Origin of the sequence: Microbacterium sp. M3 (assembly GCF_033548675.1) — a bacterium.
Lineage (GTDB): Bacteria > Actinomycetota > Actinomycetes > Actinomycetales > Microbacteriaceae > Microbacterium > Microbacterium arthrosphaerae.
Genome location: NZ_JAWTZT010000004.1, coordinates 182,734 through 205,147, shown reverse-complemented (window position 1 = coordinate 205,147; position 22,414 = coordinate 182,734). Strand labels below are relative to the sequence as shown.

General features: G+C 71.5%; 26 protein-coding genes. 17 read left to right on the top strand and 9 right to left on the bottom strand.

Going from position 1 to position 22,414, the window contains the following annotated elements:
- Positions 1 to 324: 324 nt before the first annotated feature.
- From R8Z57_RS13255 to R8Z57_RS13205, 11 genes are all read left to right on the top strand, one after another.
- Complete coding sequence (locus R8Z57_RS13255) at positions 325 to 669, top strand: DUF6412 domain-containing protein (RefSeq protein WP_318354259.1); 345 nt, start codon at positions 325 to 327, stop codon at positions 667 to 669.
- An 87-nt stretch (positions 670 to 756) separates the two neighbouring features.
- A complete protein-coding gene (locus R8Z57_RS13250; protein ID WP_318354258.1) occupies positions 757 to 1,509 on the top strand; it encodes a YidC/Oxa1 family membrane protein insertase in 753 nt (250 codons plus the stop codon).
- 169 nt (positions 1,510 to 1,678) lie between these two features.
- On the top strand, positions 1,679 to 2,332 hold the full coding sequence (locus R8Z57_RS13245; RefSeq protein WP_318354257.1) for a SipW-dependent-type signal peptide-containing protein: 654 nt from the start codon (positions 1,679 to 1,681) through the stop codon (positions 2,330 to 2,332).
- On the top strand, positions 2,332 to 2,997 hold the full coding sequence (locus R8Z57_RS13240) for a SipW-dependent-type signal peptide-containing protein (RefSeq protein ID WP_318354256.1): 666 nt from the start codon (positions 2,332 to 2,334) through the stop codon (positions 2,995 to 2,997). The genes R8Z57_RS13245 and R8Z57_RS13240 overlap by 1 nt, the downstream gene beginning before the upstream one ends.
- A 19-nt stretch (positions 2,998 to 3,016) precedes the next feature.
- Positions 3,017 to 4,252 (top strand): S26 family signal peptidase, encoded by a 1,236-nt coding sequence (locus R8Z57_RS13235; protein WP_318354255.1) that lies wholly within the window; start codon positions 3,017 to 3,019, stop codon positions 4,250 to 4,252.
- Positions 4,249 to 4,701 (top strand): hypothetical protein, encoded by a 453-nt coding sequence (locus R8Z57_RS13230; RefSeq protein ID WP_318354254.1) that lies wholly within the window; start codon positions 4,249 to 4,251, stop codon positions 4,699 to 4,701. The genes R8Z57_RS13235 and R8Z57_RS13230 overlap by 4 nt, the downstream gene beginning before the upstream one ends.
- 25 nt (positions 4,702 to 4,726) lie before the next feature.
- On the top strand, positions 4,727 to 4,954 hold the full coding sequence (locus R8Z57_RS13225) for a DUF1653 domain-containing protein (RefSeq protein ID WP_318354253.1): 228 nt from the start codon (positions 4,727 to 4,729) through the stop codon (positions 4,952 to 4,954).
- A 72-nt stretch (positions 4,955 to 5,026) separates the two neighbouring features.
- On the top strand, positions 5,027 to 5,470 hold the full coding sequence (locus R8Z57_RS13220) for an SRPBCC family protein (RefSeq protein ID WP_318354252.1): 444 nt from the start codon (positions 5,027 to 5,029) through the stop codon (positions 5,468 to 5,470).
- A gap of 112 nt (positions 5,471 to 5,582) precedes the next feature.
- The gene (locus R8Z57_RS13215; protein WP_318354251.1) at positions 5,583 to 6,251 is read left to right on the top strand and encodes a class I SAM-dependent methyltransferase; all 669 of its coding nucleotides are present in this window, start codon (positions 5,583 to 5,585) and stop codon (positions 6,249 to 6,251) included.
- The gene (locus R8Z57_RS13210) at positions 6,188 to 6,685 is read left to right on the top strand and encodes a hypothetical protein (RefSeq protein ID WP_318354508.1); all 498 of its coding nucleotides are present in this window, start codon (positions 6,188 to 6,190) and stop codon (positions 6,683 to 6,685) included. Before R8Z57_RS13215 ends, R8Z57_RS13210 begins: the two co-directional genes overlap by 64 nt.
- Positions 6,686 to 6,915: 230 nt before the next feature.
- The gene (locus R8Z57_RS13205) at positions 6,916 to 7,293 is read left to right on the top strand and encodes a GNAT family N-acetyltransferase (protein WP_318354250.1); all 378 of its coding nucleotides are present in this window, start codon (positions 6,916 to 6,918) and stop codon (positions 7,291 to 7,293) included.
- A 99-nt stretch (positions 7,294 to 7,392) separates the two neighbouring features.
- Here the strand turns inward: R8Z57_RS13205 and R8Z57_RS13200 are convergent, their stop codons facing one another.
- Complete coding sequence (locus R8Z57_RS13200; RefSeq protein WP_318354249.1) at positions 7,393 to 7,806, bottom strand: hypothetical protein; 414 nt, start codon at positions 7,804 to 7,806, stop codon at positions 7,393 to 7,395.
- Positions 7,807 to 8,007: 201 nt separating this feature from the next.
- Between R8Z57_RS13200 and ggt the strand changes: the two genes are divergently transcribed.
- Positions 8,008 to 9,837, top strand: a complete 1,830-nt coding sequence (gene ggt / locus R8Z57_RS13195) for a gamma-glutamyltransferase (protein WP_318354248.1) — start codon at positions 8,008 to 8,010, stop codon at positions 9,835 to 9,837.
- 154 nt (positions 9,838 to 9,991) lie between these two features.
- Complete coding sequence (locus R8Z57_RS13190) at positions 9,992 to 10,228, top strand: three-helix bundle dimerization domain-containing protein (protein WP_318354247.1); 237 nt, start codon at positions 9,992 to 9,994, stop codon at positions 10,226 to 10,228.
- An 83-nt stretch (positions 10,229 to 10,311) separates the two neighbouring features.
- Here the strand turns inward: R8Z57_RS13190 and R8Z57_RS13185 are convergent, their stop codons facing one another.
- Complete coding sequence (locus tag R8Z57_RS13185; RefSeq protein ID WP_318354246.1) at positions 10,312 to 11,274, bottom strand: helix-turn-helix transcriptional regulator; 963 nt, start codon at positions 11,272 to 11,274, stop codon at positions 10,312 to 10,314.
- Between the two features lie 63 nt (positions 11,275 to 11,337).
- On the opposite strand from R8Z57_RS13185, the gene R8Z57_RS13180 reads away from it, so the two are divergent.
- The 4 genes from R8Z57_RS13180 to R8Z57_RS13165 all read left to right on the top strand — a co-directional run bounded on the left by R8Z57_RS13180 (position 11,338) and on the right by R8Z57_RS13165 (position 14,047).
- Positions 11,338 to 12,474: an epoxide hydrolase family protein gene (locus R8Z57_RS13180; protein WP_318354245.1), complete on the top strand. Its 1,137-nt coding sequence runs from the start codon at positions 11,338 to 11,340 to the stop codon at positions 12,472 to 12,474.
- A 230-nt stretch (positions 12,475 to 12,704) separates the two neighbouring features.
- Positions 12,705 to 12,971 carry a hypothetical protein gene (locus R8Z57_RS13175; RefSeq protein WP_318354244.1) on the top strand — a complete coding sequence of 89 codons (267 nt, stop codon included), beginning with the start codon at positions 12,705 to 12,707 and terminating at the stop codon, positions 12,969 to 12,971.
- A gap of 91 nt (positions 12,972 to 13,062) precedes the next feature.
- A complete protein-coding gene (locus tag R8Z57_RS13170) occupies positions 13,063 to 13,233 on the top strand; it encodes a hypothetical protein (protein ID WP_318354243.1) in 171 nt (56 codons plus the stop codon).
- Positions 13,234 to 13,390: 157 nt separating this feature from the next.
- Entirely contained in the window at positions 13,391 to 14,047 is a 657-nt protein-coding gene (locus R8Z57_RS13165; protein WP_318354242.1) for a GNAT family N-acetyltransferase, read from the top strand.
- Here R8Z57_RS13165 and R8Z57_RS13160 read toward each other — a convergent pair.
- The 7 genes from R8Z57_RS13160 to panD form a co-directional block, all read right to left on the bottom strand.
- A complete protein-coding gene (locus R8Z57_RS13160) occupies positions 14,013 to 14,615 on the bottom strand; it encodes a GNAT family N-acetyltransferase (RefSeq protein WP_318354241.1) in 603 nt (200 codons plus the stop codon). The two genes, R8Z57_RS13165 and R8Z57_RS13160, sit on opposite strands and share 35 nt — an antisense overlap.
- Positions 14,612 to 16,711, bottom strand: a complete 2,100-nt coding sequence (locus R8Z57_RS13155; RefSeq protein WP_318354240.1) for a penicillin acylase family protein — start codon at positions 16,709 to 16,711, stop codon at positions 14,612 to 14,614. The genes R8Z57_RS13160 and R8Z57_RS13155 overlap by 4 nt, the downstream gene beginning before the upstream one ends.
- A 4-nt stretch (positions 16,712 to 16,715) precedes the next feature.
- Positions 16,716 to 18,503, bottom strand: a complete 1,788-nt coding sequence (locus R8Z57_RS13150; RefSeq protein WP_318354239.1) for an IucA/IucC family protein — start codon at positions 18,501 to 18,503, stop codon at positions 16,716 to 16,718.
- On the bottom strand, positions 18,500 to 19,108 hold the full coding sequence (locus R8Z57_RS13145; RefSeq protein WP_318354238.1) for a GNAT family N-acetyltransferase: 609 nt from the start codon (positions 19,106 to 19,108) through the stop codon (positions 18,500 to 18,502). Before R8Z57_RS13145 ends, R8Z57_RS13150 begins: the two co-directional genes overlap by 4 nt.
- Positions 19,105 to 20,427 (bottom strand): lysine N(6)-hydroxylase/L-ornithine N(5)-oxygenase family protein, encoded by a 1,323-nt coding sequence (locus R8Z57_RS13140; RefSeq protein WP_318354237.1) that lies wholly within the window; start codon positions 20,425 to 20,427, stop codon positions 19,105 to 19,107. Before R8Z57_RS13140 ends, R8Z57_RS13145 begins: the two co-directional genes overlap by 4 nt.
- Complete coding sequence (locus R8Z57_RS13135) at positions 20,424 to 21,896, bottom strand: pyridoxal phosphate-dependent decarboxylase family protein (RefSeq protein ID WP_318354236.1); 1,473 nt, start codon at positions 21,894 to 21,896, stop codon at positions 20,424 to 20,426. Before R8Z57_RS13135 ends, R8Z57_RS13140 begins: the two co-directional genes overlap by 4 nt.
- 87 nt (positions 21,897 to 21,983) lie before the next feature.
- Positions 21,984 to 22,370, bottom strand: coding sequence for an aspartate 1-decarboxylase (gene panD / locus R8Z57_RS13130; protein WP_318354235.1), 387 nt, complete (start codon positions 22,368 to 22,370; stop codon positions 21,984 to 21,986).
- Positions 22,371 to 22,414 lie beyond the last annotated feature (44 nt).

Here is a 22,414-nt window from a genome sequence, read left to right as displayed (position 1 = left end):
GGGGCGCGGCATCCGTCCCAACGCCCCGGCAGGTGAACCGGGCCTCTACAGGAGCTCGCGGGGGCTTTCACTCCTGCGCAAGCGCTGTTCGCCGGCGGAAGCGCGCGCGGAGATGCGCGGGGCTTCCCGCCGCAGGCCGTCGGGCGTGATGTCGGTGTCGGCGCGGGGCGCGGCATCCGTCCCAACGCCCCGGCAGGTGAACCGGGCCTCTACAGGAGGTTGCGGGGGCTTCGCCTCCTGCGGAAGCGCTGTTCGCCTGCCGAAGCGCGCGGGGCCCCGCCGCGCGGACTCTGCTACCGTGAGGCCCGACGGGAGGGGGTGCGCGTGGTCGAGACGATCGTCGTGCTGCTGCGTCTCGCGGCCGACGTCATCGCCGCCGCCCTGCGTCCCTCGGCCGAGGCCCTCGCCGCCGGCCGATCGCTGCTCGAGCTCGCCCCGGCGATGCCCGCCGTCGATGCCGGCGCCCTCGTCCTCGCGCTCACCGTGGTGGCGACGCTGGCGGTCCTCGCCGTCGCCCTCGCGATCCTGCTGTCACCCGCCCACGCGGTCGCGACGACGACCCACCCGCGACGGGCGATCCGTGACGCGACGCGGCTGACCGCCTCGCACCCCGACGCTCCGGGCCACTCACGCCCCCGAGCTCCCGGTTCCGCGGCCCTGGCCGCGTAGCCCACCGCGCTCCCCCGCTCCCGGGGCCGAGTCCGCCGGTGCCCTCGTGGCCGCACGCCACGAACCGCATCGGACGAACGGACACCCATGGACCTCTTCACCTTTCCCCCCATCGCCGCCCTGCTCGACGGGGCCTACACCTTCCTGTTGTGGCTGGCCGCCCTGCTCGAGCCTGTCGCCGGATCCGCGGCGGCCGCGGCATCCGTCATCCTCCTCACCGTGCTGGTGCGCGTCGCGCTCGTGCCCGTCGGTGTCGCTCAGGCCAAGGCGGAGCAGATGCGCAGCCGCCTCGCACCCCGCCTGCGCGAGCTGCAGCGACGTCACCGCCGCGACCCCGAGCGGCTGCAGAGCGAGACGATGAAGCTCTACGCCGACGAGAACGCCTCGCCGCTGGCGGGGTGCCTGCCGATGCTCGCGCAGGCTCCCGTGGTGGGGATCGTGTACGCGCTCTTCCTGCACACCTCCATCGCCGGCCACGCCAACACGCTGCTGACCGAGCAGCTGCTGGGCGTTCCGCTCGGCGCGAGCCTCGTCGGCGCGATCGCCGGCGGCACCGCGACGGCCGCGACGTGGGGCGTCTTCGCCGGCGTGCTGGTGCTGATCGTCGTGGTCGCCGAGCTGACACGCCGCGCGTTCCGGCTGCCCGTGGATCGATCAGCGGATGCCTCGTCCCTCGCCGGTGCGGGCGTGGCACGCCTGGCCGGGGCGCTGCAGTTCACCACCGCCGTGGTCGCCGTGTTCGTACCGCTGGCGGCCGCGCTCTACCTCGCGGTGACGGTGGCGTGGACCTTCGCGCAACGGCTGCTGCTCCGGCGGCGGTATCCGCTCGCGCCGACGTGACCGGCGGGCCCGACAAGGCGCAGGCGAGCCGCGTTCCAAGGATTGACGCAGGATCCGCCGACCGCGTTGTGGACGCCCGTCGCGGAGCCATATCCTGACCGCACATGGCTGGGGATTCCATGCCTGGGGAATGGTCACGACAACCGCTCACCCAAGGAATGGCAGGCTCATGAACCCTCAGTCCGCATCGTCGGCCGCGCCCGCGGCGCCGCCGCACTCCGACGAACGCACCCGCTCGCACCACCACCGCCGCCGCATGCTGCTGGCCGTTCTCGCCGGCGGGCTCGTGCTCGGCGTCGGAACCGCCGTCACGCTCGCCGTGTGGAACGACTCCGAGTTCGCGACGGGCACGTTCTCGTCAGGGCAGTTCGACCTGCAGGGCAGCGTCGACGGCACGGCTTTCACGAGCGACCCGGCCGCGCCCGGCAAGACGCTGGCCTTCGAGCTCGACGCCGACGCGCTCTCGCCCGGCGCCGTGGTCTATGCCCCGTTCGCCGTGCAGCTGTCGAGCGACTCGGATTACGAGGCATCCGTCACCCTCGGCGAGGAGATCGCCGGCGCGATCGGCGAGAGCCTCACGTACTCGCTGTATCAGGAGGCCGCCTTCGGCGACACGTGCTCCGCTGACGCGCCGCCGGCGGGCACGGCGCTCATCAGCAACCGCGCCGCCTCGGCGGCCGGGACCGTCGCCGCGTTCGACCTCACCGCGGCAGCGACACCGGTGAACCTGTGCTTCGTGGTGACGGCCGGCGCCGTGCCGCAGGGCGCGGCCGGCACCGTCACCTGGCAGTTCGCGGGGACCTCGGGCGATCCCCTTCCCTGATGAGCGGCTTCGCCCAGACCCGGCGCGCCACGCGCGAGCGGGATGACGACCGCCGGCGGCGGCGCGCGCGTCGCGTGCGCGTGCTGCTGGCAGCCGGACTCGTGCTCGGCATCGGCACCGCCGTGACGCTGGCCGCGTGGACCGACACCGAGAACGCGACCGGCAGCTTCGGCGCGAGCGTGTTCGGCACCGAGTCGCAGAGCGCGGGCTCGCCGACCTACGCGAGCAACACCGCCGCCCCGGGGGCGTCGCTGACGTTCGCCGCGACCGCGATGTCGCCCGGCACGTCGTTCTACGCGTGGCTCAACGTGCGGACCACGTCGGCGTCGACCGTCGGCGGCACGGTGAGCCTCACGGGTGCGGCGCCGACCGGCACGCTGGCGCCCGCACTGGAGTATCGCGCCGTGCGCCTCTCGGGACCGGCGCCCGGCGTCGCCTGCAGCGCGGCGGCGTTCACGGGCTCACCCGTGTTCGTCGCGGGAGGCGCTTCCTCGTACCTGCCGGTCACGCAGGTGCCCAGCACTCCCGTGGCGAGCACCATCGGCGCGGCGGGAGCGCAGCTCGGCTTCTGCTTCGAGGTGCGCATCGCCGCGGGTGCGGCGAACACGTTCCAGGGTACGACCGGCCAGGTCACCTGGACCTTCGCGAGCACGTCGGCGAGCTGAGCGGCAGAGGGAGGGCGACATGGCGCGGCGGCGGCGATCGGCGTGGGCGACGGCGGGGGATGCCGCGCTCACCGTCGCCGCCGTGCTCGGCGCCGTCTGCATCGTGCTGGCGATCGCCGCCGCGGTCTTCGACGTGCGCATCGTGCTGTTCCGCACCGGCTCGATGTCGCCGACGATCCCCGCGGGTTCCGCGGCGATCGTGCACGCCGTCCCCGCCGGCGACATCGCGGTCGGCGACGTCATCATGGTGGACCGCCCGGGCGACCTGCCCGTGACCCACCGCGTCGTCGGCATCGAATCGGTGCCCGGTGCGCGCGAGGCGCGGCGGCTCACCATGCGCGGCGACGCGAACGCGGTCGACGACCCGCTGCCGTACACGGTGACCGAGGCGCGGCGCGTCGTGCTGTCGGTTCCCGGCGTCGCGCCGGTGCTCGGGTCGCTCGGCAGCCCGTGGGTGCTGGGCTCGATCACGGTGGCGGCGACGGTGCACATCGTCGCGGTGTTCTGGCCTCGCCGCGAGCGCCCGACGTCGGAGGGCGCGCGCGATGGGTCGGCCGAGACTGGTGTCGTGGCCGGTGTCGAGGTGGACGGCCCGGTGCCGGTTTCGGCGCCGGTTGCGGCATCCGCTCGTCGAAAGACCGGTGGGACGGCGCTGGTCGTCGGTCTCCTCGCCGCCGGGGTCGCGGCGGGGTCACCGACGCCTGCCCGCGCCGCGTCGGACGAGACGGTCATCCAGGGCGCGGTGATCCGGCTCGTCTCGATCGAGGAGCCGGCGATGCAGCAGCTCACGCCGGGCGCAACCGCCGTCTGGCAGGTGGGTGTGATGGCGGATGCCGCCTCCCCTGGCACGCTCACCGTCACGCTGTCGGGCGCGGCCGCTGCTCCGACCGCCCTGCGTTACGAGGTGCGGGGCTGCTCCGAGCGGTGGACGGGTGACATGTGCCCGACGCCGGACCCGCTCGTCGAGGACTCCCCTGTGCCGACCACCGGCGACCCGGTGCTGCTGCAGACGATGCCCGACGACGAGCAGCTCTGGCTTCGCATCGCGGTGATGCTCCCATCGGATGCCGACCCCGTCGTCTCTCCGGTGCAGCTGACCGTGCGCGCCACGGGGGTCGGCGACGACGTCACCACCGGTGCCGGAGGTGGCTTGGCTGCCACGGGAGGCGGCGCGCGGTGGGGGCTGCCCGCCGCGGGGATCGTCGCACTCGCGGTCGGCGCGGGACTCGTTCTGCGGCTGCGGAGGCGGCCGTGAGGGTGCGCGGCCGGCGCCTCGGCGCGTGTGCGCTGGTGGTCGCGGGGATGCTGTGCATCGCGTCGGTCCCGCCGGTGAAGACGGAGGCCGCGTGGTCGGATGCCGAGATCGGCACGGGCGCCGGCCTCGTGGCGGGTGCCGTCTCCGTGCCGACGGGGCTGCAGTGCTCGGCCGCCGTGGGGCTGCTCGGACCGGTGACCTTCACGTGGACGGCGCCGGCGGGTGGGCTCGCTCGGGACTCGTACCGATGGACGGTGACCGGCGGACTCGCCGGAACCGGCACACTCCCCACTACGGCCACCAGTGTGTCGCTGACCAGTCCCACGTTGGGCCTCGGCACGGGAACGTTCCGTCTCTATGCGGTGGGGCCCGGCGGCTGGGAGGCGTCCCCTGTCTCGGGCACCATCACCTTCGTCCTCGGCGTGGCGTCGGTCTGCACCGTCCCCTGACGCATGCCAAAAGTACGATCGCAGGATGCTGTCACCGACATCCGGCGCCGTGGAGCCCGGCATCTACCAGCACTTCAAAGGCGCGCGCTACGAAGTGATCGGCACCGGGCGGCACAGCGAGACCGAGGAGCACATGGTGTTCTATCGCAAGCTCTACGACGACTACAGCTTCTGGGTGCGCCCCCTCGACATGTTCGTGGAGTCCGTCAGCCGCGAGGGATACGAGGGCCCGCGGTTCGTCAGAATCGCCTGACGACGGGATGGGATGCCGCGCCCCCGTGGTTCCGTTGAGGGCCTGCAGCCCGTCGGGCGGCAGGATGGAGAGGTGCCGTCGACCTTCACGCTCGTCACTGACACGGCGGTCTCCGCTCACAGACTGTTCGACATCTCGCTCGACATCGACGCCCATGTCTCGTCGATGTCTCAGTCAGGAGAGCGTGCGGTCGCCGGCATCACGTCGGGCCGGATCGGTCTCGGGGAGACGGTCACCTGGCGCGCTCGGCACTTCGGCATCTGGTGGACCATGACCTCGCAGATCACGTCGCTCGATGAACCGACCCGGTTCGTCGATCAGCAGGTTCGCGGCCCGTTCAAGACCTTCATCCATGAGCACCGCTTCGAGCAGCTCGCGCACGCCGCTCGCATGACCGACACCATCACGGTCGCGTCGCCGGCTTTCGGGTCGCTGGCCGAGAGGCTCGTGCTCGTTCCGTACCTTCGCCGACTCATCGCCAGACGCAACGCACAACTTCTCGACGCCCTCCACTGAGTCTGATCTTCACGGGGGACGAGGACGGCGACTGACCCCGTCGCAGTCGATGCGTTCGTCGCGATGCAGGTCGGGCGCTTCGCATCGGACGCGCGACTCGTAGGCTTCGTTCATGCCGTCGGATGTCGAAGCCGCCTACTCCAACCGAGCTGCTGAGTACGTCGAGAAGATCGGCTCGGTGACGGCCGCTCATCCCTCCGACCGGCAGCTCATCGCCTCCTGGGCGGCGCAGGTGACGGGGCCCCTGCTCGACGCGGGGTGCGGCCCTGGGCAGTGGACCGCCTACCTGGCGGAGCAAGGCAACGATGCGCGCGGCATCGACCAGGTTCCCGAGTTCATCGATCACGCGCGGAGAACTCACCCCTCCGTCGGCTTCGAGCTGGGGAGTTTCGATCGGCTTCCCGATGCAACCGGGAGCGTGGGCGGAATCCTGGCCTGGTATTCGCTGATCCACCATGAGCCGGCCACCGTTCGCGCCACCCTGAAGGAGTTCGCTCGGGTGCTCCGCCCGGGCGGCGGCCTGCTGACGGGATTCTTCATCGGTCCCGCCGTGGAGCCGTTCGACCACACCGTGGTCACCGGCTACCGCTGGCCACCCGAAGCGCTCGGAGACGAGCTGCGGGCCGCCGGCTTCGAGGTCGTCGAGACCCACACCAGAACCGGACGCGACCCGAAGCCCCGGCCGCACGGAGCGATCATCGCCGAGCTCACGTCGCCATGGTCGACGACGGCCGGACGCGCGGACGCGCCACCCTCGACGGGGTCGAGCACTCGGCCGTGAGCCGACCACGGCGTGAAGCGCGCAGCCGTTGGACATTCCAGGAGACCGCAGCTCGTCAGGTCGGCCCGAGCACGAAAGGCTACGGTGAGCGGGTGGATGCCGCCTGCCAGACCTGCGAGCCTGCACTCGTCCGCACCGCCGGCCGGCCGCCGCACGATATCGATATCGTTCGAACGATCGATGCGCTGAAGCTCCGAGTAGACAGTGGCAGCATGCGGTACGTGCGCGGGGACGTGCCCCTGGAAGACATGCTCGCGCTCGCCCGGTCCGACCTGAAGTACACGATCGTGAGCTACCTCGAATGCGACGAATGCGGTCGGACGTGGTTCTGGGGCCTATGCATCCGCGGCGCCCCGATCTACGAATCCGTCGAAGCCGATGCGCCGGCAGGGCACTCGTGGAGTGCGGTTCCCGCCAGGGAACGCTGGGCCTAGCCGACGCTCGTCGGGATCGCATCGCCACCGCACCGCTTGCCGAGCCCGCTGTCCGAGCGGAGCCGCGCCCGGCTCGCTGGGAGGATGGATGCGTGCTCCAGTCGCTCGATCTGCCCACGGAACTATCGCTCCGCACCGGAACGGTCGTGATACGGCGTGCCGACAAGCGTGACATCCGTGCGTTGATGCGGTTGCTCGCAGACGATGCGATCAGCGCGACACGGGGAGACGTGGGTGCCGACGCAGACGAGGAAGCGTACGCATCCGGTCTTGCGCGAATCATCGACGACCGCGCGAATGACCTCGTCGTCGCCATCGACTCGCACGATCGCGTGATCGCGATGCTCCAGCTGACGGCGATCCCCGGCGTGGCGCGCCGCGGCAGCACCCGACTCCTCGTCGAGGCCGTACGGGTGAAAGCCGACCAGCGCTCCGCGGGCCTGGGAAGCACCCTCATGCGATGGGTCATGGAGGTGGCCGCGCCCGCGTGCGGTGCGGATCTCGTCCAGCTCACCTCTGATCGTCAGCGCACCGATGCCCACCGCTTCTACCTCCGGCTCGGCTTCGTCGACTCTCATGTGGGTTTCAAGTACGACGTCCCGCGGTGATCGCAGTCTGAAGGGGCCGCGCGGCATGCGCCTCCGGCAAGCCGCGGGCGCACTCTCCGAACAGCGTCACGGTGCGCGGGTCAACGGAGACGGGCGAGATCAGCGCGACTGTTGTTCGCGTTCCACCAGGGCGATGAGACTCGCCAGGTCGGCGGCGAGCACGTCGTCGAGCCCCGCCAACTCTGCGGCCAGCTCCTCCGCTCGTGGTCCCTCGATCTGCGCGTGCAGGTCGAGCCGGCTCCCGGTGTCTTCGCTGTGCGACTCGTGGCGGACCGTCAGAGTTCCTCCGTCGAGGAACACGGTGTCCTGGAAGGCCAGCCCGGGAACGAGATCGCTGACCATCATCGGGGTCTCGTCGCCGTCGCGTGTCTTCATCACACCGTGGACGCCGGCACGCAGAGGTCCGTCGAGCCGGATGTACTCCATGCCGGGAGCCCACTCGGGGTGGGTCGCAACATCGCACCAGCGGGCGTGGAAGTACTCGGGGGCGGCCCACGACCTCGCGGTGATCACTGGGAATTTCATCATGGTGCGGACACACCCTCGATCTCTCGGCTGACTCGATGGCCCGTTCCGACTTCGCCGCCGGGCTCGAGCGCTGATTATGTCATCGAGGTGCGACATCAGCGCGGCACGCGGAGGCGTTGCCGCCGTCCCGGCGTCGGGCTACGGTGAAGAGGTTCGCCCTCGCCACCCCATTCGGGAGGGTTTGTCATGGTCGACTTCACGCACCGTTCCGCACGCGCAAGCGTCGCGCTCGCCCTTGCAGGGGTGCTGATCGCCGCCACGGCGGTGGCAGCCCCCGCCTCGGGGGTCGAGGTCACCGCACAGGCCGGGCGTCCGGCTCCGCCCAACCCCTCCACGTCGACCGGATACGGCGGTGCCGTGGCATCCGTCGACGCCGAAGCGAGCGCCGCCGGCCTCGAGGTGCTGCGCAAGGGAGGCAATGCCGCCGACGCCGCCGTCGCGACCGCGGCGGCGCTCGGTGTCACCGAGCCCTACAGCGCCGGGATCGGTGGCGGCGGGTACTTCGTCTACTTCGACGCCGGCACGGGCGAGGTCACGACGCTCGATGGGCGCGAGACGGCGCCCGCAGCGATGACCGAGACCTCGTTCATCAACCCGGCCACCGGCACGCCCTATCCCTTCGCCGACGCCGTCTCTTCGGGGCTGTCGGTCGGCACGCCGGGCACCCTGGCCACCTGGGATGTCGCGCTCGAGCGGTTCGGCACGACGTCGCTGCGGGATGCGCTCAAGCCCGCCATCCTGCTCGCGACCCGCGGCTTCCAAGTCGACGAGACGTTCCGGCAGCAGACCGCCGCGAACGAGGCGCGGTTCCGTCAATTCCCCGACACGGCCGAACTGTTCCTTCCGAACGGTGAACTGCCCGTGGTCGGATCGACGTTCAAGAACCCGGACCTGGCTCGCACGTTGCGCGAGATCTCACTGCGCGGAACGGACGTTTTCTACGACGGCCCCCTCGCCGATGAGATCGCGGCGGTCGTCAAGGCCCCGATCACGACGCCGGACCACACGCTTCCGGCCATGCCCGGCCTTCTGACCGCGGCCGACATCGCGGACTACTCGGTGATCGAACAGGCGCCGACCCGCATCGAGTACCACGGGCTCGACGTCTACGGCATGGCGCCGTCGTCGTCGGGTGGCACGACGGTCGGAGAATCACTCAACATCCTCGAGAACTTCGAGCTCTCGCCCGGCGACATGCCTCAGAGCCTCCACCTCTACCTCGAGGCGACCGCGCACGCGTTCGCCGACCGCGGCGCGTACGTCGGCGATCCCGCGTTCGTCGACGTGCCGACCGAGACTCTGCTCAGCCAGGAGTTCGCCGACGCACGCGCGTGCGTGATCGACCCGGACGCCGCGTCGGCGAAGCCCGTGCCGCCCGCGCCTCTCACGGCAGCCGGCTGCGATGCGCTGCCGGCTGCAGACGCGCCGGACACCGAGAACATCTCGACGACGCACCTCTCGGTCGTCGACCAGTGGGGCAATGCCGTCGCCTACACGCTCACCATCGAGCAGACCGGCGGCTCGGGCATGACGGTGCCGGATCGCGGCTTTCTCCTCAACAACGAGCTCACCGACTTCAACTTCGCACCGGCGAGCCCGACGATCCCGGATCCCAACCTCCCCGCGCCGGGCAAGCGCCCGCGCTCGTCGATGTCGCCCACGATCGTGCTCGACGACGGCGACGTGCGCTACGTCGTCGGCTCGCCCGGCGGCTCGATGATCATCACGACGGTCACCCAGGTGCTCATCAACCGCATCGATCTCGGGATGACGCTGCCCGAGGCGGTCGCCGCGCCCCGCGCCTCGCAGCGGAACACGGCGTCCGTCGCGGCTGAGCCCGCCTTCATCAGCGCCTACGGACCGCCGCTGGAGGCGTTCGGGCATGTGTTCTCGACGACCGCCGAGATCGGCGCCGTCGCCGCCATCGAGGTGGGGGACGACGGACTCATGACCGCCGTCGCCGAGCCGGTGCGCCGCGGCGGTGGCACGGGGCTGGTGGTCAAGCCCGCGAAGTGATCCGTCGGGGTCGCCCGTTGCTCGCGCGGTTCGCCCGAATCGCTGGGCGGAAACGGATGCCGCGCCCCGGCGTCCGGATGCTCGCCGCCTAGCCTGCGCCTCACAGGAGGACAAGCCCTGGCACTGGCGTGCGGCCCGGCGCATGATGTCATGCATGAGCGTCACGAATCCCCGCGACGAGTACGAGGCGCTCGTATATGCCACCGAGCGACTGGCGCACCACTTCCCATCGATCCCGGAAGACGAGATCCTCCAGCTGGTCGCCGCGGAACTCGCAGCTTTCGACCACGCGAAGGTCCGCACCTACGTGCCCGTCCTTGTCGAGGGCACGGTGCTGCGCCGGCTGCGACGGCTGACCCTCGAACGCTCCGCCCACGACCTCATCGCGTGAGCTGATCCCGCTCACCCGCCCGGATCAGTCGATGATCCACCACTTATGCTGTCCCGGCCCGATCCTCGTCTGACCGCTGCGGTTCAGCGCGTGGCCGCTCCGCCTGCCGCGCGACGGAACCGCGTCGCGAGGCGCTCGAACGCCCGCTCCAGCTCCCGCCCTTCGAGCACTTCGACGTCGGCGCCGAGCTGAGCCAGCCACAGCGCCAGGCCGTCCGGATCGTCGGAGCCGAGCTCGACGCGACAGGTCGAGTCGTCGACCGCTTCGATGTCGACCGGGATGACGAGCTTCGCGGCCACCTCCCCCGCGGGAGCGTGCACCAGCACGCGAGCACGATAGCTCCACCCCGCCTCGATGATTCGCCTCACGACGTGCTGGACGACGGCGTCCTCCGGGATCACGCGGGGGCGGAACCGCACACCCGTCGGCGCGCGCGGAACCATGCGGTCGACGCGGAACACCCGCCAGTCCTCGCGGTCGAGGTCCCACGCGAACAGGTACCAGAACGGCCCCCAGCTCACCAGTCGCTGCGGCTCGGCATGGCGGGCCTCTTCCGTGCCGCCGGGCTTGGTGTAGCCGAACCGGAGCCTCTCGTGGCCCCGGATCGCCGACGCCGCCGCACCGAGCGCCGAGAGGTCGAGAGCGGGCTCCGTTCCCGGCACCACGCTCGTCGTCTCGCGGATCGCCGCGACTCGTCGCCGCAGATGGGCGGGCATCACCTGCTCGAGTTTGGCGAGCGCGATGAGAGAGGTCTCCTGGATGCCGAGCCTCCAGGTGGCGACCGCGCCCAATCCCACCGCGACCGCCACCGCCTCGTCGTCATCCAGCAGCAGCGGCGGCATCGCCGTGCCGGCCGCCAGCCGGTAACCGCCGGCGACGCCGGGGCGCGCATCGACCGGATAGCCCAGCGACCGCAGCCTGCCGATGTCGGCGCGCACGGTTCTCGTGCTCACGCCGAGCCGGGCGGCGAGGTCGTCGCTCGTCCAGTCGCGCTTGACCTGCAGCAGCGACAGCAACTCGAGCAGGCGGGCGGAGGTTTCCAGCACGATGTCGATGATTCCAGCAATCGCGGAAGCTCATCTGCCGCAATAGCCGGGAACGTCGGTGTCATGAATACGCCCGAAGCGCTCATCCCCTTCCGCATCGACATCCCCCAGGCCGACATCGACGACCTGCACCACCGTCTGGCCCGCAGCCGCTGGCCTTTCACCGTGCCCGGCCGTGACGACCGCAGCGACTTCAGCCGCGGCATCCCTGTTCCCTATCTGAAGGAGCTCGCCGCGTACTGGCGCGACGGATTCGACTGGCGGGCGCAGGAGGCGAAGCTCAATCAGCACGAACAGTTCACGACCGTCGTCGACGGCCAGACCTTTCACGTCGTGCACGTGCGCTCGGCGAACCCGTCCGCCACGCCGCTGCTGCTGCACCACGGGTGGCCGGGGTCGTTCGTGGAGTATCAGCGGCTCATCCCGCTGCTGACCGAGGAGTTTCATCTGGTGATCCCGGCGCCGCCCGGTTTCGGATTCTCCGCGCCGCTGTCGTCGACCGGCTGGGAGGTCACGCGTACCGCCGAGGCCTACGGGAAGATCATGACGCGCCTCGGCTACGCGCGGTTCGCGGCGCACGGGACCGATCTCGGCACGGGCATCATGGGTCGCCTGGCCGCGGCGCACCCGAACCGGGTCATCGGGACCCACTACGGCAGCGAGCGCCGCGTGGTGGGGCTCGTCGGAACGCTGTTCCCCGTCCCCGACGGTCTCTCAGCAGAGGAGCTCGCGCAGCTCGACGCGATGCGCGCCGAGGCGGCGAGCGATCGCGGCTATCTCGAGATGCAGAACCACCGTCCCGACACGATCGGCGCGGCGCTGACCGATTCGCCCGTCGGTCAGCTCGCATGGATCGTCGAGAAGTTCCACGCGCGGAACGAGGGCTCTCCGACGCCGACCGATGCGGTCGACCGCGACCAGCTGCTCACGAACGTCAGCCTCTACTGGTTCACACGCAGTGGCGAGTCCAGCGCGCAGCTGTACTACGAGTCCGAGCACGCGCCGCGAGATATGGCCTTCGCCGCGGTGCCGACGGGTTGGGCGGTGTTCGACGCGCACCCGCTCGTGCGCCGCACGATGGATCCGTGGAATGCCGCGGTCCACTGGAGCGATTTCGCCGAGGGCGGCCACTTCCCCGCCATGGAGGAGCCGGAGCTGCTCGCCGGCGACCTCCGCGCGTTCTTCCGCAGCTTGGACTGAGTACCGCTCGGGTGCCGGCGGAGCGGCGGCTCGGCCGGCACCCGCGACGCGTCAGTCGGCAGGACGGCCTCGAGCGGTCGACCGACGGCGCGGGTTGCGGCATCCGACAAGCCTGGCCCGCGATTGTTGCTCGAGGGAGGCTCCCCCGTGGCCGGGCTGTAACCCGGCCGAGCGTAGCGTCGAAGACACCCCTCGGGGCTCGTCCGACATCTCAGTGAAGGGAGGACGAGATGCACACGACCGATCTGATCATCGGTGAGTACGTTCATCGCCTGCCGAGGAGCGCCGACGAAGACGCTCTCCTGGCGGAGTTGACGGATGCCGTTCAGGCGGGCGGTGGCGTCGTCATGCTTCCCACCCACCAGGCCCATTCCCGCGTCGCGGTGCTCATCAGCCCCGGCGTGCCGGTGTTCATCGAACGCACCCTCATCCCCGACGAACAGGACGACGCGGAGACGGCGGGCAGCGTCGAAGTGGCGGAGTGGGCCGACCTATAGATCTGAGCGTCCACTCGACACACGCACGGCCCGGCGATCTCCGCCTCACGACGGAGGCGGGCGGAGCCTCGCCCGGCATAGCGTCAGCGCTATGACCGACACGGCTTTCACTCTCGGAGACGACGTCTTCACCCCGCAGGCCCGCGGCATCGTCATCGACGTCCGGCCCACACCCTCCGGCAAATGGGTCTTCGGCGTCGAAGACCGCGATGGCGCGGTGGGCTACTTCACCAGCCAGGCACTGCGCCGCGCACATCCCTGACGCCGACCGATCCGGGCCGACCTGATGCGACCGCGGCCCCGATGCGCTCAGCATCGCTCTCCGACCGTTCGCCCCGCCGCCCGACGGGGCGCTGCGGCGCCCTTGTCGAGAGCCGCCGCCGGTCGCACAATGTCAGCACCGACGCGAGGAGCCCGGCATGCCGAAGGAGAACGACCCGACGGCCGACGTCCGCACCACGACGCCGCACGTGGTCAGGCCGCTCACGCCCGAGACTTTCCCGGCGTGGCTGGCGCTCGCGCAGAAGCACAACGGGGTGTGGGGCGGGTGCTATTGCTCGTACTTCCACGGCGACACCGAGCGCACCGTCAAGAGCGAGTACGACCGGGCGACCTTCAAACAGCGGCTCGTCGAGGAGGGCGTCGCGCACGCGGCACTCGTGTTCGACGGCGACGAGGCGATCGCGTGGTGCGAGTACGGGAGCCCCGCCGAACTGCCGGGGATCTACCACCGCACGCAGTACGACGCCGGCGAGACCAACCCGGCGCCGTGGCGCATCACGTGCTTCTTCGTCGACCGTGACCATCGACGCTCCGGCGTCGCGCGTGAGGCGCTCGACGGCGCGCTCGCGCTGATCGCGGAGGCCGGCGGCGGCGAGGTGGTGTCGTTCCCCAACGAGCTCGAGCCGGGCAAGAGGACGTCGGCGTCGTTCCTCCACAACGGCACCCGCGCGATGTTCGAGAAGGCCGGCTTCGCGTTCGAGCGTCACATCGGCAAGAGCAAGACCGTGATGCGGATCACCGTCGCGCCCGCCGGCGGGCTCAGCGGGGCGACTGCTCCCATCGGTCGCGGGTGAGGAACGCGAGCTGACCGACCTTTCCGCTCGGCAGCTCGACGTGCGGCCCGAGCTCGAACCCGAAGAGGCATGCGCGTGCCACGGCCCGGTCGTTGCCCACGTCCGGCTCGATCACGATGCGCTGCGCGGCCGGCTGCGAGAACACGAAGGCGCTGAGCACCTGGGCCACCCGGGTCGTGAAGCCCGCGACGGGGGCGCCGCGGTCACCGAGGAGGAAGTGGATGCCGACATCTCCGGGCTGTGCGGCGTACACCTCGCCGAGGGGGTCGTGCTCGGGCTCGTAGGTCTGGAGCAGAACGATGGGAAGCCCCTCCCTCCGGACTACGAACGCATGGTGCGTGTCGAGGCCGTCGACATACGCGTACAGCTCGCTGAGCTCCTGGCGCGTGAGGTCGCCGAGACCCCAGAACCGGGCCGTCGGCGCGGTCACCCAGCGGTGGATCACATCGAGGTCGGCCACGGGGTCGAGCACCGAGATCTCGATGCGGCCGAGCATCGGGTCGGCGGCGACCTGCACGACCGCGCCGGCGGGACCGCTCACGAGGCGGGCTGTGGTCGTGGTGGTCATACGAGTCCTGCCGGGTGGTCGGGGCGCAGACGTGCCCAGTCGGTCACGACGCGCTGCGGCCGCACGTCGGCCCACGAGGCGAGCTGATCGGCGAAGTGCGGCGAGTCGGGGTCGCCGGCCGCGCCGAACGGCACGCTCCACAGGCTGTTCTCGCGGTCGGCGAGGTCCCAGGCCCATCGCGCCACAGATCCGCGCCACGCCCGGTCGGTCACGCCGGGAGTCGACCCGGTGCAGCGCACCGTGTCGCCGTCGCCCCACAGCGGCACGTCGAGATCGGCGACGGGAGCGTCGGCCCCCGCGACATCGGCGAGCACGTGCAGCGGCAGCAGGCGATGGGTCGCGCCCCACTCCCCCGCGCTCGCGGCGTCATCGAGGGCGGCCTCTGCCACCGCCGCCACATCGGCCGCCAGGGCGGGATGGGCGAGCAGACGGGTCAGCGCGGCGGCCACCTGGGCGGTGACGCCGAGCCACGGCTCGAAGACCGCGCCGAATCCGTGCGGCTCATGCAGTGGCCGCAGCACCGGGAGCGCGGCGACCCGGCGCACGAGGGCCCCACGCCACGCCGCGAAGACGCCCGCCGCCGAGGATGCGGCATCCATTCGTCCGTCCCAGGCCAGGAGCGCGTCACGCGCCGCCGCCGCGGGCGCCGGCAGCGGACCGCTCGGCAGGAAGGGCAGCAGCGCGGCGACCGAGCCGCCGGCGGTGTCGCCCCAGACGGGACGGAACTCGTCGACGGAGCGCGGGCGCAGCGTCGCGAGCAGCGCGCCGATCCGGTCGGCGCGGTGCGACGGCGCGTACGCCCAGCCGAGGTCGATGTCGGCGGAGGCGGGCCGCTCATTGGCGTCGACCCTGACGTCGTCCACGATGACCGCGTGCGCGGGCGCTCGGTCGCTCGCCGGTTTCGCCGACTCGGCCGGCAGGGGCAGTCGGCGCTCGGGGCGCGGGCGGTCGGGCACGACGCCCACCGTCGCCGACAGCACGGTGCCCTCGCGGTCGGCGGCCAGCACGCGGTTGACGGGGTCGACCCAGCTGCCGAACGCAGCCACGACGTCGGCGGCCGTGCGTGCGCGCAGGAGCTCGAGGAGGGCAGCGGTCCCGAGGTCGCCGTTCGCCCGGGCCGGCATGCGGATGCTCCAGCCGATCAGCTCGTCGCCGTCGGGCCGGAGGTCGGTGACGACCGTGCCGCGCGTGGTCTCGATCGCCTCGACCTCGACCGGATCGCCGCCGCGCACCCCGATCGTCGACCGCTCGACGTCGGCCCTGCGCCACCCGTCGGGGCCGAGAGCCTCGTATCCGTCGGGCAGCGGCCGCAGCCGTTCGCGGAACACGTCCACGCTGTGCGCGATGGCGTTGGTCACGCCCCACGCGGCGGGCCCGGCGTGGCCGAAGTGCGGCACACCCGGCACGCCGGGGAACGCCAGCCCCACGACGTCGAACTCGTCGCACGCGAGCCGCACCTGCTGGTAGACGCCGGGCAGCTCGAACATGCGGTGCGGATCGCCGGCGAGGAGCGGCAGGCCGCTCGCCGTGCGGCTGCCGTGCAGCGCCCACCCGTTGCTGCCGGAGGTCGGCAGGGTCTCGTCGATCCCGCCGTACCCCGCGAGCACGTCGACCCACGGGTCGCCCATCGTCGTGGCGACGTGCTGGCGCCACAGCAGCAGCGGGAAGGTGGAGAACAGCGCGTGGGCCACGTGCAGCACGCCGAGCGGATCGTGATCGGCCCACGGCTCCCGCGGCCGGGTGTCGCCGAAGATCGCGTCGAGCGTGCGGAACTCGACCGCCTCGTGCCCCACCGACGACATGCCCCGGCGGACCCCCGCGGCGTAGCGGGTCACGAAGGCGCGGGTCTCGGCATCCGCTCCCGCCAGCGCCCGCCGCGCGGTGTCGTCGAGGCGCGCCCGCCGCGCGAAGACGTCCCACCCCGCGCCCGCCTCGCCGATCAGCTCCGACAGCCGTCCGGCCGCGCGCAGGCGGTCGACCTCGATCTGCCACCCGCGGTCACGGGCCGTGACCTCTCCCTGCGCCTCGGCGAGGTCCCCGGCATCCGTCGCGCGGATGTGGGGGATGCCGAGGTCGTCGCGATAGACGTCCGCCATGCCGTCAGACTCCCACAGGCTCCGGCAGTGCGGCGACGTCGGCCCGGGAGCGCGCGACCGGGTTCGGCAGCGTGCCCGCGTACAGCAGCGACGCCGACTGGTCGGCGAGGTCGACCATCTGCAGCGTGTTGCGCAGCTGCAGACGGTTGAGGCACGAGTGCGCGAACGCCTCGGCGCGCAGGTCGACCCGCGAGTCGAGGGACGGATGCTGCGCCGCGTGCTCGTCGATGATCTCGGCCGCGATGCGCCAGAACACGGTCTCGGGCAGGGTGCCGTCGGTGTGCAGGATCGCGGCGAGGTGGCGCAGCACGCCGTCGAAGACGTCGGTGAAGACGGCGAGCGCCTTCTCTTCGTCGTCGACCGGCGACACGATGCGGCGGACGTCGTCGGGCACGGCGCGGTCGGCGAGAACGGCGACCTCTTCGCCGATGTCCTTCATGAACACCCCCGCCGGCACGTGTCCGTCGAGGATGAGGATGAGGTTCTCGCCGTGGGGCATGAACGCGAGGTCGTGCGCCAGCAGGCAGTGCACGAGCGGACGCAGGTACACACGGAGCAGCGCGCGCACCCACACGTCGGCCGGGATCCCTGACGCCCGCACGAGCGCCGTCGCGTACGAGCGTCCGTCGGGGTCACGGTGCAGGAGCGAGGCGAGCGTCGCCAGCCGCTCGCCCGGCGCGATGAGCGGTACGGGGCTCTCGCGCCACAGCGCCGCGAGCATCTTGCGGTGCGCGGACGGCGCCGGCGTGCGGTGGTACGCGTCGCCGGTGTATCCGATCGACGCGCGCTCGCGCAGCACCCGGAAGCCAGCGTCCCGCAGCACCGGGTCGGCGGCGACGAGGCCTGCCACCCAGTCGTTGATGGCGGGCGTCACTCGCATGTACGCCGGCGACAGGCCCCGCAGGAACCCCATGTTCTGCACGGCCAGCGCCGTCTTGACGTAGTGGCGGCCGGGGTGCGTCGCGTTGAACATCGTGCGCACCGACTGCTGTGCGCGGTACTGGTCGTCGCTCTCGCCGATCAGCACGAGGTCGCGGCGGGCGATGTCGGGCGCGAACGTGATCGCGATCCGGTTCTCCCACTGCCAGGGGTGCACCGGCAGCAGGTGATAGGCGGCAGGGTCCTCGCCCAGCTGGGTCAGCCGCTCCGCGAACCGTGCCCGCTCGGCGGGCGAGAGCTCGCCGGAGAGGAGGGATGCCTCGTCCAGGCCCGCGCCGAGCGCCAGGTGCGACAGCGACCGCCGTGCGGCGACCCACACGAGGCGGAACGGGCGGCCCGCCTCGGGCGCGTAGGCGGCATGGGCCGAGACGCCGAAGCCGATGCGCCCGTTGTTGGCGACGAACCCAGGATGCCCCTCCGTCATGGCGGACTCGATGGCCTGGAAGTCGGCCGTGAGCAGCTCGTCGGCCGACGGTCCGCCCTGGGCGATCTTGAACGCGGCGCTCGCGAGCGTCGAGGCGATCTCTTCGAGATAGACGGGCAGCAGCTGGTCGGAGAGGCCGAGCACCGGCTGCAGCTCGGCGATGAACGCCTGCGCGTCGAGGTCGGCGGGCTCGCCGGCGACGAGACGGCAGAGGCTCGGCTCGTCGACGACCCAGTGCTCGAGCGCGGTTCGGACCGCTTCGAACCGGTACTCGACGTCGGCATCGGGCACGACGACGCGCCAGCCGCCGGCGAACGGCTCGGGCGCGAGCAGGCGCTCGTGACTGAACTCGGCGATCGCCTTGGCGACGAGGTGGCGCTGTGCGACGGCGAGGTGCGCGGGAGAGAGGTGGGCGGCGGGGGCGATCATGCGAGGGTCCCTGTTCCTGCGAGTGGAGTTCCGACGAGTGCGTGCCGGGCGGCGGCGAGTTCGGAGCGGTGGTGGTCGTCGCGCGTGCACACCGACAGCACCGCGGTCTTGATGTGATCGCCCTCGTCTAGCGAGACGTAGCGCACCTCGGTGAAGCCGGCGCGCAGGTTCTTGCGGCGGATGCGGTCGTTGCGGGCATCCGGCTCGACCACCACGCGCTCGGCGCCGAGCTCGTCGAAGCACCACGCCATGACGGCGGCGAACACCGCGTCGGTCAGGCCGTGACGCGGCTCGCCTTCGGGCGGGGCGATGAGCACGTGCATGCCCAGATCGCCCGGAAGGGGATCGTGGATGCCGCGCAGCAGCACCTGCGCCGGGTCGTACGTCTCGGCGAAGAACGTGGGGGCGCCGTCCACGCTGCCCAGCCACCCGCGCTGGTGCGGGTCGGCGGCGATGCGCTCGAGGTAGGCGCGCACGGCGTCGACATCGAGTGCGGACATGCCCCAGAACGCGGCATGGGGATCGGCGAGCCAGCGCTGCAGCACGGCCGCGTCGCGCGCCGGGTCGGCGGGTGCGATCGCGACCGACGGGGCGCCCGGCGTCACCGGGTCACCCCGACCGCTGTCGCCGTCTCGCGCACCTCGGACGGCACGCCGAAGTCCTGGAACGCGATGCGGCGCTCGATCGCATAGACCTCACGGCCCGTGATCGACGCCAGGATCGACGAGTTGCGCCACGCCCCGAATCCGAGGTCGGGTGCCGTCAGGCCGTGCGTGTGCTCCTCGCCGTTCTGCACGAACACCCGCCCGCGGCCCCCGTCGACGCTGTAGTCGCGGGCCACCGCGAGACGGCCGAGCACGTCGTGGTCGAGGCGATCCGTGATCGGCGCCAGGAAGGGCGGCGTCTGCGCCGCATAGCCGGTCGCGAGCACGAGCGACGCCGTCTCGCGCACGTGCTCCCGATCGAGCTGAGCGTGGCGCAGCTGCAGGCGGTAGCGGCATCCGTCCCACTCGGCGGCCGTCACCTCGGTGTCGGTGAGGAGCGTCGTCGGCACGGGGCCCTCGGCGCTCAGCCGGTAGAGGGTGTCGTAGATGTCGTCGATGAGGTCGGCCGAGATGCCCTTGTAGAGGCTCCGCTGCTCGCGCCCCAGGTGCTGACGGATGCCGATCGGCAGCGCGTGGAAGTGGTCGGTGTACTCCGGGGAGGTCATCTCGAGGGTGAGCTTGGTGTACTCCATGGGGAAGAATCGCGGCGAGCGCGTGATCCAGTCCAGCCGGTAGCCGCCGTCGCGCGCGCCCTCGAGCAGGTCGCGGTAGATCTCCGCCGCCGACTGACCGCTGCCGACCACCGTGATCGAGCCGGACGCCCGCAGCGCGTCGCGATGGCCGACGTATTCGGAGCTGTGGATCACCGGGCCGTCGAGCCCGCGCAGCGCGGCCGGGATGACCGGCTGCGTGCCGACGCCGAGCACGACGTGGCGGGCGCGCAGCTCGCTCTGCTCGCCGGTGTCGGTGCGCATCGCCCGCACGACGTAGACGTCGTCGGCGGCGTCGTGCTCGACGGCGATCACCTCGTGGTTCCAGCGCAGATTCGGCAGCTGCTCGGCGGCCCACCGGCAGTACGCGTCGTACTCGGCGCGCAGGGCGTAGAAGCTCTCGCGGATGTAGAAGGGGTACAGCCGGCCGGTCTGCTTCAGCCAGTTCACGAATGAGAACGGCGACGTCGGGTCGGCCATCGTGACGAGGTCGGCGAGGAACGGCACCTGGATGGTCGCCCCCTCGATCATCATGCCGTGGTGCCAGCGGAACCCGTCGGCGCGATCGAGGAAGACCGCGTCGAGTCCGATCGGCGCAGCCAGGCACGCGAGCCCGAGGTTGAACGGGCCGATGCCGACGCCGACGAGGTCGTGGACGCGCGCGCTCATGCCGGCACCTCCGCCGCGGCGAGGGCCTCGTCGAACTCCGGCGCGATGCCGGCGAGGGTGGTGGCGGCATCCTTCACCATCGCGAGGATCCGACGGACGTCGTCGAGCGTCGTCGCGGGATTGAGCAGGGTCAGCTTCAGGCAGGGCCGGCCCTCGATCACCGTCTTGGCGACGAGCGCGCGGCCCGACTCGAACAGCACCCTCCGCACGCCCGCCACGAGGGCGTCCTGGGTCGCGTCGCCGGCGCCGGCGGGTCGCACCCGGAACAGCACCGTGCTGAGCTGGGTGCGCCCGACGAGTTCGAGCTCGGGGTCGGCGGCGATCTCGTCGCCGACCGTTGCCGCGAGGTCGATGACCGTGTCGAACAGCTCGCCGATGCGGTCGGCACCCAGCGCCCGCAGCGTGACCCACAGCTTGAGCGCGTCGAAGCGGCGCGTGGTCTGCAGCGACACGTCGACCTGGTTCGGCTCGTCGTTCTCGAGCGGGTTGAGGTAGTCCGCATGCCATGCGCCGGCGGCCAGGTCGCGCGGTTCGCGCACGAGGATCGCGCTCGACGACACCGGCTGGAAGAAGGTCTTGTGGAAGTCGACGGTCACCGACCGCGCCCGCTCGACCCCGTCGAGCAGGTGGCGGCGGCGCGGCGACACGAGCAGTCCGCCGCCGTAGGCCGCATCCACGTGCAGCCAGACGGCGTGCGCGTCGCAGACGTCCGCGATCTCGGCGACCGGGTCGATCACGCCCCGGTCGGTGGTGCCGGCGGTGGCGACCACTGCCATCGGAAGACGGCCGGATGCCGCCGCCTCGCGCATCGCGACCGCCAGGGCGGCGGCATCCATCCGTCCTGCGCCGTCGTCGGCGACCTCGACGACCGCGTCGTCGGCCAGGCCGAGGAGCAGCGCCGACTTGCCGACGCTGAAGTGGCTCGACGCCGTCGCGAAGACCACGAGGCGGGCGAGCGCCCGCGGGCGCGCCAGGTCGGTCGCCGTGAGCGCGGCCTCGCGCGCCAGCAGCAGGGCGTGGAGGTTCGACTGCGTGCCGCCCGAGGTGAACACGCCGCTGCCGCCGGCGAAGCCGGCGCGATCGGCGGCCCAGGCGATCAGCCGGCGCTCCATGAGCGTGCCGACCGCGGACTGGTCGTACGTGTCGACGGAGGTGTTGACCGCCGCGAGCACCGTCTCGGCGGCCACGGCGGGCAGGGCGACCGGGCAGTTCAGGTGCGCCGCGTACGCCGGGTGGTGGAACCACACCGCGTGCTCGAGGAACAGCTCGTCGATCTCGCGGATGGCCGAGGTCGACCCGACACCGGGGCCGTCCAGCGCCACGCCGTCGACGAGGGACTGGAGTTCGCTGCGAGACGCCCCCGAGAACGGCTGCGTGGTCGATGCGAAGCGGTCGGCGACGCGCGACGAGGTGTGCGAGATGAGGGAGCGGTAGGTGTCGGCGCTGGAATTCGTGAGCAGATCGAGCACGGCGGTCGACTCCTTAGGTGAGGTTTGCCTACCCTAACTAAGACGATCCGAGACCGTGTGTCAATGCGCGGCCGTAACAGTGGCCGGTCAGCCCGCGTGAGAGAGCACGCGGACCGCCGAGTTCGGTGCGGCCTCCGGGACGGTTCCGCCCAGCTCGACGACGATCGGGCGGTGATCGAGCAGCTCCTCGCGCGTGTACTGCGCGTACGACATCACGATGACGACGTCGCCGGTGTGCACGAGCCGCGCCGCCGCACCGTTGATCTGCATGACGCCCGAGCCGCGCTCGCCGGCGATCGTGTAGGTCTCGAACCGCGCCCCGTTGTTCACGTCGACGACGTGCACCTGCTCGTTCTCGAGGATGTCGGCGAGCTCCAGCAGGTCTTCGTCGATCGTGATCGACCCGACGTAGTTGAGGTCGCTCCCCGTCACCGTGGCGCGGTGCAGTTTGGACTTGAGCATGGTTCGAAGCACTGCGACCGTCCTTGTGCGATTTGATGGACTGCATCCAAGAATAC

Excerpts from the sequence above, each read along its gene's own strand:
- R8Z57_RS13210 (WP_318354508.1), top strand. The coding sequence starts at position 6,188 with ATGGTCGACGACGGCCGGACGCGCGGACGCGCCACCCTCGACGGGGTC.
- R8Z57_RS13215 (WP_318354251.1), top strand. The coding sequence starts at position 5,583 with ATGCCGTCGGATGTCGAAGCCGCCTACTCCAACCGAGCTGCTGAGTAC.
- R8Z57_RS13235 (WP_318354255.1), top strand. The coding sequence starts at position 3,017 with ATGGCGCGGCGGCGGCGATCGGCGTGGGCGACGGCGGGGGATGCCGCG.
- R8Z57_RS13250 (WP_318354258.1), top strand. The coding sequence starts at position 757 with ATGGACCTCTTCACCTTTCCCCCCATCGCCGCCCTGCTCGACGGGGCC.
- R8Z57_RS13190 (WP_318354247.1), top strand. The coding sequence starts at position 9,992 with ATGAGCGTCACGAATCCCCGCGACGAGTACGAGGCGCTCGTATATGCC.
- R8Z57_RS13150 (WP_318354239.1), bottom strand. The coding sequence starts at position 18,503 with ATGATCGCCCCCGCCGCCCACCTCTCTCCCGCGCACCTCGCCGTCGCA.
- R8Z57_RS13165 (WP_318354242.1), top strand. The coding sequence starts at position 13,391 with ATGCCGAAGGAGAACGACCCGACGGCCGACGTCCGCACCACGACGCCG.
- R8Z57_RS13170 (WP_318354243.1), top strand. The coding sequence starts at position 13,063 with ATGACCGACACGGCTTTCACTCTCGGAGACGACGTCTTCACCCCGCAG.
- R8Z57_RS13160 (WP_318354241.1), bottom strand. The coding sequence starts at position 14,615 with ATGACCACCACGACCACAGCCCGCCTCGTGAGCGGTCCCGCCGGCGCG.
- R8Z57_RS13180 (WP_318354245.1), top strand. The coding sequence starts at position 11,338 with ATGAATACGCCCGAAGCGCTCATCCCCTTCCGCATCGACATCCCCCAG.
- R8Z57_RS13155 (WP_318354240.1), bottom strand. The coding sequence starts at position 16,711 with ATGGCGGACGTCTATCGCGACGACCTCGGCATCCCCCACATCCGCGCG.
- R8Z57_RS13175 (WP_318354244.1), top strand. The coding sequence starts at position 12,705 with ATGCACACGACCGATCTGATCATCGGTGAGTACGTTCATCGCCTGCCG.
- R8Z57_RS13225 (WP_318354253.1), top strand. The coding sequence starts at position 4,727 with ATGCTGTCACCGACATCCGGCGCCGTGGAGCCCGGCATCTACCAGCAC.
- ggt (WP_318354248.1), top strand. The coding sequence starts at position 8,008 with ATGGTCGACTTCACGCACCGTTCCGCACGCGCAAGCGTCGCGCTCGCC.
- R8Z57_RS13245 (WP_318354257.1), top strand. The coding sequence starts at position 1,679 with ATGAACCCTCAGTCCGCATCGTCGGCCGCGCCCGCGGCGCCGCCGCAC.
- R8Z57_RS13140 (WP_318354237.1), bottom strand. The coding sequence starts at position 20,427 with ATGAGCGCGCGCGTCCACGACCTCGTCGGCGTCGGCATCGGCCCGTTC.
- R8Z57_RS13240 (WP_318354256.1), top strand. The coding sequence starts at position 2,332 with ATGAGCGGCTTCGCCCAGACCCGGCGCGCCACGCGCGAGCGGGATGAC.